Source organism: Nostoc sp. (assembly GCF_036917455.1).
GTDB lineage: Bacteria > Cyanobacteriota > Cyanobacteriia > Cyanobacteriales > Nostocaceae > Nostoc.
The window spans coordinates 1-17,822 of sequence record NZ_JBALDK010000177.1 but is presented as its reverse complement, the minus strand read 5'-3'; the positions used below and the strand labels follow the sequence as shown (position 1 = coordinate 17,822).

At 45.2% G+C, this 17,822-nt stretch carries 10 protein-coding genes; 4 read left to right on the top strand and 6 right to left on the bottom strand.

What is annotated here, in order from left to right; all coding sequences use genetic code 11:
* Window positions 1-191: 191 nt before the first annotated feature.
* A complete protein-coding gene (locus V7K42_RS18730) occupies window positions 192-1,607 on the top strand; it encodes a folate/biopterin family MFS transporter (protein ID WP_334918646.1) in 1,416 nt (471 codons plus the stop codon).
* 332 nt (window positions 1,608-1,939) lie between these two features.
* Window positions 1,940-3,436 carry a carotenoid oxygenase family protein gene (locus V7K42_RS18725; protein ID WP_334918644.1) on the top strand — a complete coding sequence of 499 codons (1,497 nt, stop codon included), beginning with the start codon at window positions 1,940-1,942 and terminating at the stop codon, window positions 3,434-3,436.
* Window positions 3,437-3,440: 4 nt separating this feature from the next.
* Here V7K42_RS18725 and V7K42_RS18720 read toward each other — a convergent pair whose 3' ends face one another.
* The 6 genes from V7K42_RS18720 to V7K42_RS18695 form a co-directional block, all read right to left on the bottom strand.
* A complete protein-coding gene (locus tag V7K42_RS18720; RefSeq protein WP_334918642.1) occupies window positions 3,441-4,598 on the bottom strand; it encodes a universal stress protein in 1,158 nt (385 codons plus the stop codon).
* A gap of 119 nt (window positions 4,599-4,717) precedes the next feature.
* Window positions 4,718-5,317, bottom strand: coding sequence for a K(+)-transporting ATPase subunit C (kdpC, locus tag V7K42_RS18715; protein ID WP_334918640.1), 600 nt, complete (start codon window positions 5,315-5,317; stop codon window positions 4,718-4,720).
* 40 nt (window positions 5,318-5,357) lie between these two features.
* Window positions 5,358-5,576, bottom strand: coding sequence for a hypothetical protein (locus V7K42_RS18710; protein WP_334918638.1), 219 nt, complete (start codon window positions 5,574-5,576; stop codon window positions 5,358-5,360).
* 101 nt (window positions 5,577-5,677) lie between these two features.
* Window positions 5,678-7,783: a potassium-transporting ATPase subunit KdpB gene (kdpB, locus tag V7K42_RS18705; RefSeq protein WP_334918636.1), complete on the bottom strand. Its 2,106-nt coding sequence runs from the start codon at window positions 7,781-7,783 to the stop codon at window positions 5,678-5,680.
* Between the two features lie 269 nt (window positions 7,784-8,052).
* A complete protein-coding gene (kdpA, locus tag V7K42_RS18700; protein ID WP_334918634.1) occupies window positions 8,053-9,738 on the bottom strand; it encodes a potassium-transporting ATPase subunit KdpA in 1,686 nt (561 codons plus the stop codon).
* A gap of 1,004 nt (window positions 9,739-10,742) precedes the next feature.
* The gene (locus tag V7K42_RS18695) at window positions 10,743-15,005 is read right to left on the bottom strand and encodes a PAS domain-containing protein (RefSeq protein WP_334918632.1); all 4,263 of its coding nucleotides are present in this window, start codon (window positions 15,003-15,005) and stop codon (window positions 10,743-10,745) included.
* Window positions 15,006-15,552: 547 nt separating this feature from the next.
* Here V7K42_RS18695 and V7K42_RS18690 point away from each other — a divergent pair.
* Together V7K42_RS18690 and V7K42_RS18685 are read left to right on the top strand one after the other, a co-directional pair.
* Window positions 15,553-16,635, top strand: coding sequence for a sensor histidine kinase (locus tag V7K42_RS18690; protein ID WP_442938593.1), 1,083 nt, complete (start codon window positions 15,553-15,555; stop codon window positions 16,633-16,635).
* A gap of 281 nt (window positions 16,636-16,916) precedes the next feature.
* Window positions 16,917-17,591 carry a response regulator transcription factor gene (locus V7K42_RS18685; RefSeq protein WP_334918630.1) on the top strand — a complete coding sequence of 225 codons (675 nt, stop codon included), beginning with the start codon at window positions 16,917-16,919 and terminating at the stop codon, window positions 17,589-17,591.
* Window positions 17,592-17,822: the final 231 nt, after the last annotated feature.

Sequence of the window (17,822 nt, the reverse complement as noted above, 5' to 3'; positions counted from 1 at the left end):
TACTTAAGTAAACTCGCCCAATTGTTTTGCGATTTATTTTATGAGCAGTGACTTTACATCACTTAGATAATGCCCGAATTGGCTTCTGCTTCAGCTTACAGGCTTAACTTCAGATAGCGCCGATCCTCAAGCCTAGGTTTTAAGAATCGATATGATAGGAAAGTAGATAAAATTTAAAAAATATTTATCGAATGGTGCTTCAATCATCTGGCTTGTCCAAGGTCAAAGACTCATTAACACAAAAAATCTTTTTGGGTAATGAACCCAATGCAGAATTAATTGCAATTCTCACCGTTTACTTTGTCCAAGGAGTTTTAGGGCTATCGCGTCTAGCCGTGAGCTTTTTCCTCAAAGATGAACTGCTGCTGAGTCCAGTCCAGGTGTCGGCGTTATTGGGAATTGTTTTCCTACCTTGGATGATTAAGCCGGTGTTTGGCTTTATCTCTGATGGCTTGCCCATATTTGGCTATCGTCGTCGTCCTTACTTGATTTTATCCGGGATACTGGGAACTGCTTCCTGGATGAGTCTGGCTACGATAGTTCATACTAGCTGGGCTGCTACGTTAGCGATCGCTCTTAGTTCTCTCTCCGTCGCCATGAGTGATGTCATAGTTGACTCGCTGGTTGTGGAACGTGCTAGAGGCGAATCCCAAGCAAAAGCCGGTTCATTACAATCTCTCTGCTGGGGTGCTTCTGCGATCGGAGGTTTAATAACAGCATACTTTAGCGGTCTGCTGCTCCAATACTTTACTACCCGTACTGTCTTTGGAATTACCGCCTTCTTTCCTCTGATCATTTCAGGGGTAGCTTGGTTAATTGCTGAGTCCCCCGTTAGCAAAGATGTTGAAGATAGCAATCACACCAACCCTTTACCAATCAGACATCAACTGGGGCAGCTACGCCAAGCCATTACCCAAAAAACAATTTGGCTACCAACGGCGTTTATCTTCGTCTGGCAAGCTACGCCAAGTGCTGACTCAGCCTTTTTCTACTTCTCTACCAACGAATTACACTTTGAACCAGAATTTTTGGGTCGGGTACATTTGGTAACAAGTTTCGCTTCTTTAGCAGGTGTTTGGATTTTTCAACGTTTCCTCAAAAGCATCCCTTTTCGTGTGATTTTTGCTTGGAGTACAGTCCTTTCGTCAATTTTAGGGATGACGATGCTGTTGTTAGTGACTCACACAAACAGGCTGTTGGGTATAGATGACCACTGGTTTAGTTTGGGTGATAGTGTTGTTCTCTCTGTGATGGGTCAAATTGCCTTTATGCAAGTGATGGTTCTAGCAGCAAGGCTTTGTCCCTCTGGTGTGGAAGCGACATTATTTGCCTTGTTAATGTCGGTGTTTAATTCGGCAGGAGCGGTTTCTCGTGCATTTGGGGCATTAATCACGTATTGGCTGGGGATCACCTCGACGAACTTTGAATCACTTTGGCTATTGGTGCTAATTACTAACCTCAGTACGCTGTTACCCTTACCATTTATCAACTGGCTACCTGCTGCCCAAGAGCAAGCTGAGACACCCAAAGATGGGGAAGAAGCGTTTTTGCCTGATTTGATGTCTGAGTTGGTACTGAGAGAACCAGAGTCGAAAATAGTGGAATAAGCTGTTGTGTTTTTAATTTGCACATTGAGACAGCAGAGGGGCAGAGGGGCGGAGGGGCAGAGGGGCAGAGGGGCGGAGGGGCAGAGGGGCAGAGGAGCAGAGGGGCAGAGGGGCAGAGGGGCAGAGGGGCAGAGGGGCAGAGGGGCAGAGGAGAGGGTTTACAGGTTTTACCTAAAAGATTATGAGGCAACTTGTAGGCGCGACAACTTAATGTCATAAATTTTATGCAAAGTCAAGTTAGGGTGCTGCCTCACCGTTGCAACTTTGCTGCAACGGAATTCTTTTTAGCGGCTACATATTTTTGTACAAGGTAACAATAAAAAACAAACTATATGCATTTGAAAAATCAAGAAAGCCTAGTTGCAGAAAAATCCTACACTCGTGCAGATTGGCAAGGAGGATATCAATCTCTCACCCAAGAATTTGATTATTGGATTGATGATATAGAAGGACAAATCCCCACAGGATTACAAGGTACGCTGTTTAGAAATGGCCCCGGTTTGCTGGATGTGAATGGTCAATATCTTCATCACCCATTTGATGGCGATGGGATGATTAGTAAAATTACCTTTACCAACGGTCGGGCCCATTTTCGCAACCGCTTTGTCCGTACAACTGGGTATTTGGCAGAACAAAAGGCGGGAAAAATTCTCTATCGCGGTATTTTTGGTACTCAAAAACCTGGCGGTTGGCTAGCTAATATCTTTGACTTCAAACTCAAACATATCGCTAATACAAATGTTATCTATTGGGGTGGTAAACTGCTAGCACTATGGGAAGCTTCTGAAGCATATCGCCTCGATCCCTACACTCTTGAAACCTTGGGCAATGAATATTTTAATGGTGCTTTGTCAGCAGGTGAAGCTTTGGCTGCTCATCCCCGCTTGGAAAATAATTGTGAGCAAGATGGAGGTAAACCTTGCCTGGTAAATTTCTCGATTAAACCGGGATTATCTACCACAATTACTATTTTTGAGTTAAACCCAGCAGGTGAAATTGTCAGACAGCACGCTCATCAAGTTCCTAGTTTCTGCTTCATTCACGATTTTGTCATTACTCCCAATTACTGCATCTTCTTTCAAAATCCTGTCACCTTTAATCCCATACCTTTCGCCTTGGGAATACGTGCGGCGGGAGAATGTATCAAATTTCAGCCAAATCAGCCAACTAAAATTCTAATTATTCCCCGCTTCCCTAAAGAAGGGCAAAAAAAGATAAAAATTCTAAAAACTCAGTCCGGTTTTGTCTTCCACCACGTTAATGCTTTTGAGGTAGAAGACGAAGTTTTGATTGACTCCATTTGCTACCAATCTTTACCAGAAGTGGAACCTAAAAGCGATTTTCGACAAGTTGATTTTGAGGCATCTTCACCTGGACAACTCTGGCGATTTTATTTGAATCTAACGAATGGGACAGTCCGGCGAGAATTGATTGATAGTCGCTGTTGTGAATTTCCCAGCATCCATCCAGCAAATGTGGGAAATCCCTATCGATATCTATATATAGGTGCGGCTCATGCAGAGAGTGGTAATGCTCCCTTACAAGCTTTGTTGAAAATTGATTTAGAGTCTGGAGAAAGACAATTTTGGAGTGCTGCACCTCGTGGTTTTATCAGTGAACCGATTTTTGTCCCACGTCCAGATTCTGAAAAGGAAGATGATGGTTGGGTATTAGCTTTGGTTTATGATGCTGCCCATCATCGCTCTGATTTGGTAATTTTGGATGCTAGTGATTTTTCTAAAGGGACAATAGCACGACTACATCTCAAGCATCATATCCCTTATGGTCTGCATGGGAGCTTTACTTCTGAGGTTTTTGGGGAAATTTAATCCCCTATTTGGATGAAACCATTTTTTCGCTGGCAATGATATGCAAATCGATATTTTTGAGCAAGCGCACCAATTTTTGCGTCAAAGATCCTTTGAGAAGCATTTGCCAGCGCGATCGCTGACTCTCTCCAATTACAATTTGGGTAATCCGATATTTTTCGGCAACTTCAGCGATCGCATTGGCAACGTTATTGTTGGTAACATGAAGAAAACTACCTTCAAATTCTTTACAGAGTTTCTCACAAGTGTAAATGTGTAAGCTTTCCTCTTTGGTGAGAAAGCGCTCTGGATTGGCAACGAATAAAGTGTAAAGTGGGGCATTCATGTAGTTAGCCAACCTTGCACCCCGGCGTAACAGCTGCACTGAGTTGGGATAAGTAGATATACACACCAAAACCCGCTCGTGAATATTACAGAATTGCCCATTGGGGATAGTAGCGATTGCATTTTCTTCTACATTATCTGCGACTTCCCGCAAAGCCAACTCCCGCAAAGCAATCAGGTTACGGCGTTGGAAAAAATTTTCTAGGGATTGTTGGATTTTTTGCGGTGCGTAAATTTTCCCTTCTAATAACCTTTCTTGCAGGGTTTCTGGTGTGACATCTACTAACACTACTTCATCTGCTTCATCCAGAATCCTGTCAGGAACTCGCTCACGGACTACAACCCCAGTAATTCGGGCTACAAGGTCGTTGAGACTTTCCAAATGTTGTACATTCATTGTGGAGTAGACATCAATACCTGCTGCCAAAACTACTTCTACATCTTCGTAGCGTTTTTCGCGGGGGGAACCAGGGACATTGGTATGGGCAAGTTCATCAATTAAAACTAGTTGTGGCGATCGCTGTAAAATAGCATCTGTATCCATATCGGTTAGCATCAACTCACCGCGAGGATATTGCTTGCGCGGTAAAATCTCCAGTCCCTCTGCCTTCTCGGTCGTGTCCTTGCGTCCGTGGGTTTCCAAAAGCCCAACAATGACATCAATTCCTTCATGTTTAAGTGCATGTCCCTCTTCTAGCATCCGGTAGGTTTTGCCTACTCCAGGAGCCATGCCAATAAATATTTTATGCTTACCCCGTCGTCGTACCGGATAAAGCGAGTAACTTGCAGAATTTAGAGGTGCATTGCCAGTCGAACCAGTATTACTATTATCTGACATTTCAATTTTTGGTATCTATAATGGCAATCCTTCCTATTACATTAGAAAACGGCGTTTTTCCCATGCCCCTGATGAGTGCTGTTAGCGGGGCGTTTAGCCCGATTCCCAATTCCCATTTATTAATTTTGCTGACGATTAATATCCTGCAAGTCAAGAGCATAATTCAGTCGGAGAACATTAACTCCCGGTTCGCCAAAAGTCCATAAAAATCTGTCATCAGTATACTTGTTAATTAAACGTAGGATCTCATCTTCTTTGACACCCCGCGCACCAGCAACCCGCGTCAATTGCTGCCTTGCTGCTTTGAAGGAAATATGCGGATCTAAACCCGATCCAGAGGTATAAATCATATCAGCGATCGGTTGAAGATTTTCGTCTCGCAATTGATTTGCCTCTTCTAGAATCCGCTTTAGTAGCTCTGGATTACTAGCAGCGAGGTTGCTAGCTCCAGATATGCCAGTTGGCTTAGCTTTTTTCCCTTGGCTATATCTAACAGTACTGGGACGAGGATGGAAATATCGCTCAGATGTGAACGCCTGCCCAATCAAAGCCGATCCAATTACTTCATTATTTAGATTCAGCATAATGCTGCCATTAGCTTGATAGGGGAAAAAAACTTGACCCACTACAAGGATTATTAGAGGATAGATGATTGCAGTTAACAACCAAAGCATTAGAGTTATAAAAATTGCTCTGATAGTTTCTCGAATAATAGCCATAAAAACTTTTCCAATTACTACTAAAATTTAATATTTAATTTTAAATTTTAAATTTTAATTCTTTTACCCAATCAAAACGACATTCAAAAATGCTGTCGCTAACAGCATAAGTAGCTGGGGCAATTACCACATTCAAGCACAGCAGGATAAAAATAGCGAGTGGTGGGTGTTGTTTACGCCATTGCGACCAAATAAAGGACATTGCCTGTATCACATCTATCGGCAGAAACTTTTCCCAAGCATCGACCTGTTTATTCATATTCTTCTTTTTCCTTCTCTCAACAGGTAAAAGTAAAAATGTTTATTATTTTACTTTGGTCAAGATGCGCTTGTTTGGTAGCGTCTGTACTTTTGCTATCCTTAAGCCAAGCCTATAAGGGTAATCAGTATATCTATCAACTTAATGGCGATAAACGGCGCAATCACACCGCCTAAGCCATAAATTAAGATATTGCGTTGGACTAGCTGATTAGCTGTCAGTGGTCTAAATCGCACGCCCTTCAATGCCAAGGGAATCAAAGCGGGAATAATCAAAGCATTATAAATCAGCGCTGATAGTACAGCAGACTTAGGGCTAGTCAAACTCAAAATATTTAGGCTTTGGAGATTAGCAGCGACAAATATCACTGGGATAATTGCAAAGTATTTGGCAATATCATTAGCGACAGAAAATGTGGTTAATGCCCCGCGAGTAATCAACAATTGTTTGCCGATGCTAATGATATCGATCAGCTTTGTGGGATCGGAGTCCAAATCGACCATATTGGCGGCTTCTTTTGCCGCTTGCGTCCCTGTATTCATGGCAACGCCGACGTTAGCTTGGGCTAATGCAGGAGCATCGTTAGTTCCGTCTCCCGTCATGGCAACTAGTTTACCTGCTGCTTGTTCCTTTTTAATGACGTTGATTTTGTCTTCTGGTGTGGCTTCGGCGATGAAGTCATCAACGCCTGCTTCTTTAGCAATGACAGAAGCTGTAATATGGTTGTCTCCAGTTAGCATGATGGTACGTACTCCCATGCGTCGCAGTGCAAGAAAGCGATCGCGGATACCAGGTTTAACTATATCTTTGAGATAAACAATCCCATAGATTTCGTTATCTAGGCTAACTGCAAGGGGTGTACCTCCCAGGCGAGAAACTCGTTCGTAGGCAGCATCCAATTCTGGTGTATCGCGTCCGTGGCGAGAACGGACAAATCCTTTAATGGCTTCGACTGCTCCCTTCCTGGCCTCATATCCACCAGGTAAGTTAGTCCCACTCATCCGGGTTTTGGCGGAAAAATCAACTCCTTCTGCTTGGTTAGAGTCGAAATCAAACCGTGCGCCTAATTTCTCTGCCAGTCGGACAATCGATTTACCTTCTGGTGTATTGTCAAAGACACTAGCCGCCCAGGCAACGTTAGCAATTTCTGACATTGAATGACCGTCAATAGGGATAAACTCTTCCGCCAAACGGTTGCCGAGGGTAATTGTACCTGTCTTATCGAGAACTAAAGTGTTGACATCACCACAAGCTTCGACTGCTCGTCCGGAAGTGGCAATAACGTTAAATTGGGCAACTCGATCCATACCAGCAATGCCGATTGTACTGAGTAAGCCACCAATGGTTGTAGGAATTAATGCCACTAATAGAGCAATTAAAATTGGCACGCTGACTGGACTGTTGACATAGTAAGCAAGCGCGGGCAAAGTTACTACAACTAACAAAAACACTAAGCTGAGAACTGCCAGCAATACTGTCAGGGCAATTTCATTGGGTGTTTTGCTGCGTTCTGCCCCCTCCACCAAAGCAATCATCCGGTCAATAAAGCCTTTGCCTGGGTCAGCAGTAATACGGATAATTAGTTCATCTGAGATAATCCTTGTCCCACCAGTGACAGAACTAGAAACATCGGAGCCTGATTCTTTTAATACTGGTGCGGATTCCCCTGTGATTGCCGATTCATCTACTGAGGCGACACCCATAATTACCTCGCCATCGGCGGGGATGATATCGCCAGCAACAACATAGATGTTATCGCCCTGTTTCAGGCTGGTGGATGAAACTTCACTAATTATGCCGTCGGGAGCGAGTCTTTTAGCGATCGCTTCTGATTTCGTTAATCGCAAAGCATCAGCTTGAGCTTTACCCCGCCCTTCTGCTACTGCTTCGGCAAAATTAGCAAACCAAACTGTAAAGAATAAAATTCCCGACAGCAAGGCGTTGAAAATTTGCGGGTTCTTTTGTCGGGACGGGCCAAATAGGTTGGGATCAATCGTTAGCAATAAGATGATGATTGTCCCCACCCAAACCACAAAGATCACGGGATTTTTGATTGCATACTTAGGATTGAGCTTGACAAAAGCATCTCTAATTGCTCTTAAGTACAGCCACTTAGTAATTTTTTTCGCCTTCTTACGTCCTTGGCGGCGATCGCCAGAACGAGGATTTGGCCGTCTAGCTTTGAAGTTAGTTGCCACTTGATTCATGAATAAAGTTAGGAGTTAAAAGTAAGAAGTTAGAAGTTAGGAGTTAGGAGTTTCCAATAAAAAACAGATCCAATCTGTAGGGTGCGTTACGCGATCGCTAACGCAACGCCAGTTGTGACAACGGATAGCGCAGTGTTAGCGAGTCAAACGCTAACACCAGTCGCCGACAGCGCTGGATTCACCGCAACGCAATGGCTCTCCTCCGAAACCGGATAATTTATTTATTTTTTGGTATTCTCTTAATTCCAGACTTATAACTCATAAATTTTCTAATTGCCAGATGCTAGTTTCAAACCCTCAGCTATGGGGCCTAAAGCTAAAACGGGAAAGAAAGTCAACACTCCCAAAACCAGTGTTACTCCAGCTGTAATACTAGTAAATACTAGAGAATCGGTTCTTAGAGTACCAGGGGTTTCAGGCACTGGTTGTTTGCGAGACATCCCCTCGGCTAACAGCAGGATGGCAATTATCGGAATGTAGCGTCCTCCTATTAAGCTAACTAAAGTACTCAAATTCCACCACAGGGTGTTATCCTTCAACCCTTCTAAGCCGGAGCCATTATTTGCTGCGGCTGAGGCATATTCATAAACTACTTGAGAAATCCCGTGATAGCCAGGGTTGCTAATTCCAGAGAGGGAGATGGGATAAGCTAGGGCGATCGCACTGGGAATCAAAACTAGAATTGGGTGAATCAACAACACTACGCTGGCGAGGACGATTTCCCGCTTTTCAATTTTGCGTCCTAAAAACTCTGGGGTGCGTCCCGCCATTAGTCCAGTGAGGAACACTGTGAGAATTAAGTAAATAAATAAGTAAGCTGTTCCAGTTCCCTGCCCACCCCAGATAATCTGGATAAACAAGTTGAAGAGGGTCGAGAATATTCCTTGCGGCATCAAAGAATCGTGCATCCCATTCACAGCGCCAGACATAGTAGCAGTAGTCATAACTGCCCAAAATGCCGTTTGTAACCAGCCAAATCGAACTTCTTTACCCTCTAAATTGGGCTGTTCTAATCCAAAGGCGTTATTAACCAGGGGATTGCCTTGCAATTCTCCCACGGCTGTCACTCCCACCAGAACGACAAAAATCACAAACACCATCCAAAAAAGTAGCCAAGCTTGTTTGATGTTGTTGGCAAAGATACCGTAGGTGTAAATCAAGGCAGCTGGGATAGAAATCATGGCAATCATTTCTATCAAGTTAGAAGCGCCATTGGGATTTTCAAAAGGATGGGCTGAGTTTACGCCAAAAAAGCCACCGCCGTTTTCGCCCAAAAGTTTGATCGTTTCAAAGGATGCCACTGGGCCTCTGGCAAGATATTGCGTCCCACCTTCTAAGGTTCTCAAATCCAGAGTCTTAGCTAATGTTTGTGGTACACCTGCGACAAGTAAAGCGATCGCTCCAATAATCGAAATCGGCAGCAATATTCGCGTAATTCCACGGACGAGATCGACATAAAAGTTTCCCAGCTTTCTCCCCGTCAACCCACGAATAAAGGCAATTCCCACAGCTAAACCGGTGGCTGCGGAGGTGAACATCAAAAAGCCTAAAGCTGCTACCTGGCTAAAATAGCTTAAGGTTGTCTCGCCAGCATAGTGTTGCTGGTCGGTATTGGTTACAAAAGAAATGGTTGTGTGCAGTAATACATCCCAACTGGGCGCACCAAAGCCGTTAGGGTTCCAGGGCAGATGTCTCTGGAAATATATCAGCAAATACACTGAAATACCCATAATCAGATTGCTGTACAATACAGCCCGGATATACTGCAAACCCGTCATATCATCTTTTCTGCGGACACCTGCCAGTACGAACATACTTCGCTCTATGGGGTTCATTAAAAAATCAAGCAGTGTTCTTTCTCCCAAGAAGACACGGGCTATGTATCTACCCAGTAGCGGAGTGATTGCTATGACAATACACAGCGTTAAGCCAATTTGCAAAAAACCTTGTCCCATATATTTCCAGATCAATTAAATTTAAGTGCTAGCAAGCTAATTCTTAGAAATAACAGATTAACTGTTTAAGTATTTGATTTTGATGGATTTGGTAATATAAAATCTCACCGCCATTTTTTAATCTGGTTTAGTATTTTCAGTTATTACTATTTTCCAGATTTTTGTTAAAGTTATTGTTAAGAATATTTAATTTTTATTCTTAAATTCATCTATGTTGTTATTTAGGATTATTTGTTTATAGAACCCATTTGGGGTCTATCCATTTGCCAATCGCTTGAGCATGAGTCTGATGAAGCAAAGATTGAGCTTCGCGGTGGCATGGGAGAGGGTTCTCTCAAAGTTTTTGACCAAACTTTTACAGCGTTCCATCCAAGCATTTGACCGCTCAATTACCTACCGGGTAGCTACAGGGAGCAACGCGAAAAAGTGAGATCCTCGTGAAAAGAGCTTTCTTAGGCAGGGGGAGCAGGGGGAGCAGGGGGAGCAGGGGGAGCAGGGGGAGTGAAGAGAAAACTTTAGTATTTTTTACGACCTTTATAGCTATAAATACACTTATTTCTTTCTCTTCCCCTGCCTCCCCTGCATCCCCTGCATCCCCTGCTCACAAAATCGCATTGCTCCCTAGCTACAGGTACAAATCCAGTTTTCCCAAGGGCTGCAATTTCTGCTTTGGTTGGGGTACAGGCGGGATACGTGTAGATTGAGACACCTTGTAAAGTTTTGTAACAATAAGTAGCCGAAACTATTGATTTAGCGTTGTTTCACCCCGTGGTTGTGATGTCAACTGAAGATGAAAACATCACCAAAAATGATTGTTTATGGGCAAGCTTGAGGGACTATTGGGGTGAATAGTTGATTTTATCGTGCAAAATTTTGATTGCCCGGATATCATTTATGGGCAAGTTGGTAAATCAATAAAACACGCTCTGCAACAAAAATTTACAACGTGTCCTGTTTTGCGGGTACCCTGGCTGAACCCCTATCTGGATCTCGGCTCAATACCATTAACGGTCTAGCAAATCCACAATTGTCTTGACCAATATCTCTGGTTCCACAGGTTTTGTGATGTGACCTTGAAACCCTGACTGAAGTGCTTTTTGCCGCTCAAAGTCCCTCGCATAAGCGGTCACGGCGATCGCTCGAATTGTTCCTCCTTGATGGGGTGGGCGGGAGCGAATTTGCCGTATCAGCATATAACCGTCCATCTCAGGCATACCGACATCACTTACCAGTACGTCAGGAATGGATCGATCTAGCACTTGCAATACCTCCAAGCCAGAAGCAACAGCGATTACCCTCGCTCCACTTTGTTCCAGCACAAATGCTTGAAACTCGCGGGTGTCCACATCATCATCCACAACTAGAATTTGCAGATTACTTAAAGGATTTTCCGTCTTTTCTGCTTTAGTCTGAACAAGTTCAGCTATAGTCGGGACTGTCTGCTGAATGATGGGCAGTTGTACCGTAAAGATCGCACCTTGATCTTCACCTAAGCTCTCTACCTTGACGGTTCCCCCATGCATTTCCACAATTTGTCGCACGATCGCTAGCCCTAACCCTAATCCCCCGAATTTCCGGGTTGTAGTGGAATCTGCTTGACGGAAATACTCAAACACATGTGGTAAGAACTGCGGATTGATTCCTTTTCCGGTGTCACTCACCCGAATCTGAGCCAACCCGTCGAGTTGCCGCAGTTCGACGGTGACTTGTCCACCTTGAGGGGTAAATTTAACAGCATTGATTAGTAAGTTCCACACGACCTGCTGTAAGCGGGTCGCATCGCCAAAGACCTGGGATACTGTCGTGCTAAGGTCAAGCAATATCTGAATATTTTTGGCTTCTGCTGCCAAACGCACCGTTTCGATTGCCGCAGAAATCACAAAGGTTAAACTCACGGGAGCCGCTGTTAAAGTCAGCTTACCCTGCATTATGCGGGAGATATCGAGCAGGTCTTCGATCAGTTGCGATTGTAGTTTGGCGTTGCGCTCGATCGTTTTCAAAGCTTCAGTTTGCCGAGCTAGATCGAGTTTGCCGTTTTGTAGCAACCGTATCCAACCTAAAATCGGGTTCAGGGGCGATCGCAACTCGTGCGAGAGTACTGCCAAAAACTCATCCTTGATCCGGTTGGCGCGGTCGGCTTCCGCTCGGGCGGCTTGTTCGCGGACAAGGAGTTGTTCCCGTTCCGCCTCAATGCGTTTTTGCTCAGTGATATTGAGTACAGTACCAACAAAACGTTGCGGGTTTCCATCTACATCAAAGTAAGCCTGTCCTCTTGCTGCAATCCACCGTTCCACCCCATCCTCAATTCCAATCGTGCGATATTCTACGTCATACTTGCCGCTGCTTGCTGGGTTCAAAGTCCATTGCACTACCTGTTCTAGTCGTTGGCGATCGTTAGGGTGCAGCCCTGCAAAAAAGACCTCAATGCTGCTTTCGGCTTCTGGTAGTAACCCAAACATGGCTTTACAACCCTCATCCCAAATCAATTGATTGGTGATCAGATTCCAGTCCCAGGTGCCTAATTGGGCAGACTCGATTGCCATGCGGAAGCGGTTTTCACTGTCGCGCAGGGCTGCTTGGGTCTGCCGTTGCTCAATCAGGTCAGCAGCTTGGCGAGCAAGTAAATCGAGAAACCGCAACTCGCGATCGCTGGGTCGGCGGTACTCTCGCCAATGCGTGGAAACCATGCCGATCAGTTTACTAGAACGGGTGATCAGCAGGGTGGACTGCCCAAAGAGGTATCCAGCCTCCAGATGTATTTGCAATGAACCATCAGGGTCTTCGCTCTCCGGCACATCGAAGTCAATGAAGGTGCGATTGCCATTCTTAAGGCCGATGCCGCAAGACGTGTTAGAACTGGCATTCACGCGGTGAAAATGCTCAGTCATATTTTGCTCAAATCCCTGCGTGGCAAGCAGCACCAAGTCTTGTGTCACGGTATCGAGAATTTGCACCGTTCCGGCATCTGCTCCTGTAAGCACGATAGCGGTTGCCATAATCTCGTCATAAAGTACCTGAATATCGGTTTCGTTAGTGAGTTGTACGCTTAGGTCATGCAACAGTTGTGTATCTCGAAGGTCGGCTGCAATGGCTGCTTCTGCCTGTTTGCGATCGGTGATATCCCGCGCCACGCAGTAGAGGAGTCCTTGCTCAATAAAGGGGACAACATTCCACGAAATCCAGAGGTAGGAACCATCACGAGCGCGGTAACGGTTTTCAAACTCGATCGTAGGCTTGCCCTGGGCAACGACTTCCGCTTCAGCTATTGTCTTTGCTTGATCGTCTGGATGCACAAATTCGATATAAGGCTGTGCGCCTAGCTCTTGTAGAGTGTATCCGAGCGTTTCTGTCCAGGCTGGATTTAGCTGGATGAAGTACCCGTTTTTGTCAATGGTCGCCAGCATATCGTGGGACATCTGGAAGAAGCGATCGCGGTCTTCCTGTGCCCGTTTGCGCTCGGTAATATCAGCAAGCGCACCGGGAAACGCAATCGGTCTGCCTGCGGCATCATATTCAACCTGCCCGCGTGCAGTGAGCCAACGCTCCTCGCCAGTGGCAGTATGAACGCGGTATTCAGCCGTATACTCCTCTCCCGTCTCGATCGCCTGCTGGATGGCGGCTGAAACGCGAGGACGGTCTGACTCATGCATCGAGTTGATAAAGAACTCGATTGCCAACCCTGCCGTCGTTGCGTCTGCTGGGTCTACGTCAAACAGGTGAGCGAAGGCAGCATTGACAACAACGCGATTGCCTGCAATGTTCCAGCGCCAGGTGTAGACCGATCCTGCCGCTAAAGCAGACTCCAACTGCACATGCGCTTCTCGCAGCGCCATTTCTGTTTGTAGGCGTTCGGCTTCTGCTTGTTTGCGAGCAGTAATATCTCGTGAAATTGCCACCAGTTGCACAACCTGTCCAGACGCATCTCGCACAGGCGTGATCCGGCTATCCCACCACTTCGGTGTGCCCTTGGCAGTTGCGAGATAACCTTGGAATTGTCCGATGTTGCCCAAAGTGGCAGAGGCGATCGCAGCTTGGGCATTCTCGTAATCTTCGCCCTGCCAGCGATCAACCCAAATTGTATTCAAGATAGAAGTCGGATCATCGATTTCTAACAGACACAACCCACCGGGACTGATGTAGACGATTTCGCTGTTTAACGTTAAAACTTTGATGCAGTCATTACTGCTGTCCAGAATGCGTTGCTTTAGCTGCTCAGATTCGCGTAGGGCAATTTCTGTTTGCTGGCGCTCTAGTTCTGTCGCAATGCGATCGGCGAAGACTGTTAGCAACGATTCTGCCAGATGCACATTCTCTAGTGGCTCACCATCCATCACCCCTAACAACCCTAACGGTGTGCCGTTCGAGTCAAAGAAGGGAGTCGCTACATAACTTTCGATCGCAAGCGGTTTCAGCAAGGGCGCATTCGGAAATTGCGCCTGCACATTGCGCGGGTAGCAGCAAACTTTTCGCTGCTCAAGCACTTCCCAGCATGGCGTATCTTGCAAGAGATATTCAAAGTTTTCGACGATTTGACCGTGAGCGCAAGTGGCGATCGTTCTCATCCGCTTGGGGTGATCGCCCTCCAGTAAGGCAATGTAGACATAATCGCTGTCTAAAACATTGGCAAAGTGCTGTACCAATGCATCAAAAAAAGCGCCACCCGTTACTGTCACTACGCCTTGCGTGATTTCCAACAGCGCCGCATCGACTTGAGCAATTTTGTGAGATGCCAATCTCAGTTCCAGTTCATCGACCACCATTGCTGCCAGATCCACCAGAGTGGCTTGCTGCTCTTGGCTCAAAGGGTCGTGGGGCTGACTGTCGAGCAGACACAGCGTTCCTAGATTGAAGCCATCCTGACTGAGCAGGGGCGCACCCGCATAAAACCGTACTCCCGGTTCACTCTGCACAAACGGATTGCAGGCAAAACGATCGTCGAGTCGAGCATCAGGAATAATCAGTGGCTCGTCTGCTAACACCGCAAAGCTGCAAAGCGTAGCATCACGCGGCACTTCGCGGGCATCAAAACCAACGCAGGACTTAAACCAGGCTCTTGACTCATCAACCAGAGAAATTAGTACGGTCGGCATATTAAATAGCCGTGCTGCCAACCGAGTAATGCGATCAAATGCTACTTCAGGAGGGGTATCAAGAACCCTGTAGCGATGCAGCGCGGACAACCGCTGTGTCTCGTTTGCAGTCACAGACTTAATTAATCGCTTTTGCGGCAATCCCTCAGAATCGCTTACACTGCTGGAGTACGGCATTTATTTCTTATTTTACCCTCTCTCCCAAGATCCCAAATGGGTTCTATACAATACATTCTCGAAGTTTGCTAGTTTCAAAGAATATAAATATCTTAGAGGATTTTCTGAAAGGGATTACGGTTTGAGAAGGTTGTGTTAGATACTCTGTCCCTTGTAGGCAACTACTCAGTCCCTAATCCTCAGTCCCCAGGGGAGCAACGCGAAAAAGTGAGATCCTCGTGAAAAGAGCTCTTGAGGCAGGAGGAGCAGGGGGAGCAGAGGGAGTGAAGAGAAAACTTTAGTATTTTTTACGACCTTTATAGCTATAAATACACTTGTTTCTTTCTCTTCCCCTGCCTCCCCTGCTCCCCCTGCTCACTGTTAGAGCATTGCTCCCGTCCCCAGCACCAATTTTTATATCTGGACAATCAGAATTTCCGAGTTAATGCTCAAGTAAGTATTTGCAGATATAGATTGCAGATAAATCATAATCGTTGAATTAAATAGTTATAAAGATTGTAGGGTAAAAATTTTTAGTAAATTAGAAATAATAATATTAAGTTGATTAGTGGCTATAAAAGAAGCTATAAATGAGCGGCGGAAGACTTATGGGCTAATAGCGATCGCCTTTGCGATCGTAATCGGCTTAGAATATTTGACACCACCTGAGTACGTATTTGGCTACCTCTACACAGGGACGATTTTAGTAGCAGATTCTCGATTGAATCGGAAAGCAGTATTGGGGATCACTCTGGCAGCCACAGGATTAACATTGTTAAATTTGTTTATCCCAGGGGGAGAAATAATTAATGCTGCAACATTGGCAAATAGGTTGATTGCAGTATTGGCTTTGTTGGTAACGGGTTGGTTAAGCGATCGCAACCACCGCAATGAAGAAGCGATCGCTTATACCCAAGCACAATTACGCTCCCAAGAACAACTAGCTATCATGCGTGAAGATTTTGTTTCTACCCTAACGCATGATTTGAAAACACCCCTATTAGGAGCAATTGAAACACTGAAATATTTTCAAAACGAGCAATTTGGTGAAATCACGCCCATGCAAGCAAAAGTCCTCCAAACAATGGCTCGTAGTCATCGGAGTACACTGCAATTAGTCCAAACTCTTTTAGATGTATACCGCAACGATGCCGAAGGGTTGAAATTACAGATATCACCCGTTAATTTGGCAACTGTGGCAGAGGAGGTAATAGCTACCCTGACTGAATTAGCGAGAACACGTCAGGTTTATATTTCTCTGCACTATGGCGAATCAGATTTTCGGAGCTTTCTCTGGGTAGATGGCGACCCTTTGCAACTGGGGCGAGTCTTCACTAATCTCCTGAGTAATGGCATTAACCATACCCCGCGTGGCGGTAAAGTGGAAGTAGTACTTGAAAGTTATTCTAGCGATCAAGTAGTAAAAATACTCGATACTGGTTCCGGCTTTACCGAAGAAGAGTTACCCCACTTATTTGAGAGGTTTTATCAAGGACATAGCGATCGCCACGTCTCAGGATCTGGACTAGGGCTTTATTTAACAAGGCAAATTATCGCTGCTCATGGGGGTACAATTTGGGCAGAGAATCGCTCACCACGGGGAGCAATATTTGGTTTTCGACTCCCAGCTTGTCCACCACCGGGGAGATGAGAGCAGGGGGCAGGAGCAACGCGAAAAAGTGAGATCCTCGTGAAATAGGCTCTTGAGGCAGGGGGAGCAGGGGGAGCAGGGGGAGTAAAGAGGCATTTTTAGTATTTTTTACTACCGAAACAGACTGCTTCTACACTTATTTCTTTCTCTTCCCCTGCCTCCCCTGCCTCCCCTGCTTACCCATCTCACTGTTAGAGCATTGCTCCTGCAGGGGGCAGGGAGCAGGGGGAGAAGAATTAATAACCAGTCCCCAATGACAAATGACCAATGACCAATAACAAATGACAAAAATCTTACTTGTTGAAGACGATGAATTGTTTAGGCTTGGTCTGCGGATGCGGTTGCAGCAAGAAACTACTTTGGAGATTGTTGCAGAGGCAGAAGATGGGGAACAAGCTGTAGAATTAGCAAATCGCTATCCCCTAGATTTGGTCTTGATGGATATAGGTTTACCGGGTATTGGTGGAATTGAAGCTTGTCGCCAAATCAAGCAGAAGCACCCAAATTTACCAATTCTGGTTTTAACATCTCGTTCTGAAAAACCTCTGATTTCACGGTTAATTGCTGCCGGGGCGCAAGGTTACTGTCTGAAAGGGATTCCTGCTGAGTCTCTGATATTGGCAGTGCGATCGGTTGCTGCGGGCGCTTCTTGGTGGGATCAAACGGCAACAACAGAGATTAGAGCAGCTTTTGAAGGTAATTCTACTGTAGTGCTGCCTGCAAAAACAGAGGGAACCCTAGAAAATCCCCTAACGAAGCGAGAGCAAGAAATTTTGGCACTGGTAGCAGCTGGTAAAAGCAATCAAGAAATTGCTGAGATTCTCTACATTGCCCCTGGTACAGTGCGGGTTCATGTCCATGCTATTTTACAGAAACTAGAAGTACGCGATCGCACTCAAGCCGCAGTCTTGGCGATCCAAAAAGGATTGGTAGCACCAGAACTGTTGATTAACTAGATTCATTCACATCAAGCTAGGAGCTAGACCTAACTTGAGTTTAAATGCAGTGGCTTTTTAGTTAAAAAGTCTAGCTTTTTCTAAATAAGAGCGATCGCAAAATCCTAAAAATAAATCGTATTGGGTCACTCCGATCTATTTAAGTATAATTACAGTTGATTGTATTTTTTATACAGTATAAATTTTATTGTACTAGAAGAAATATAGATAGAACATAACTTAGTTTTTCTA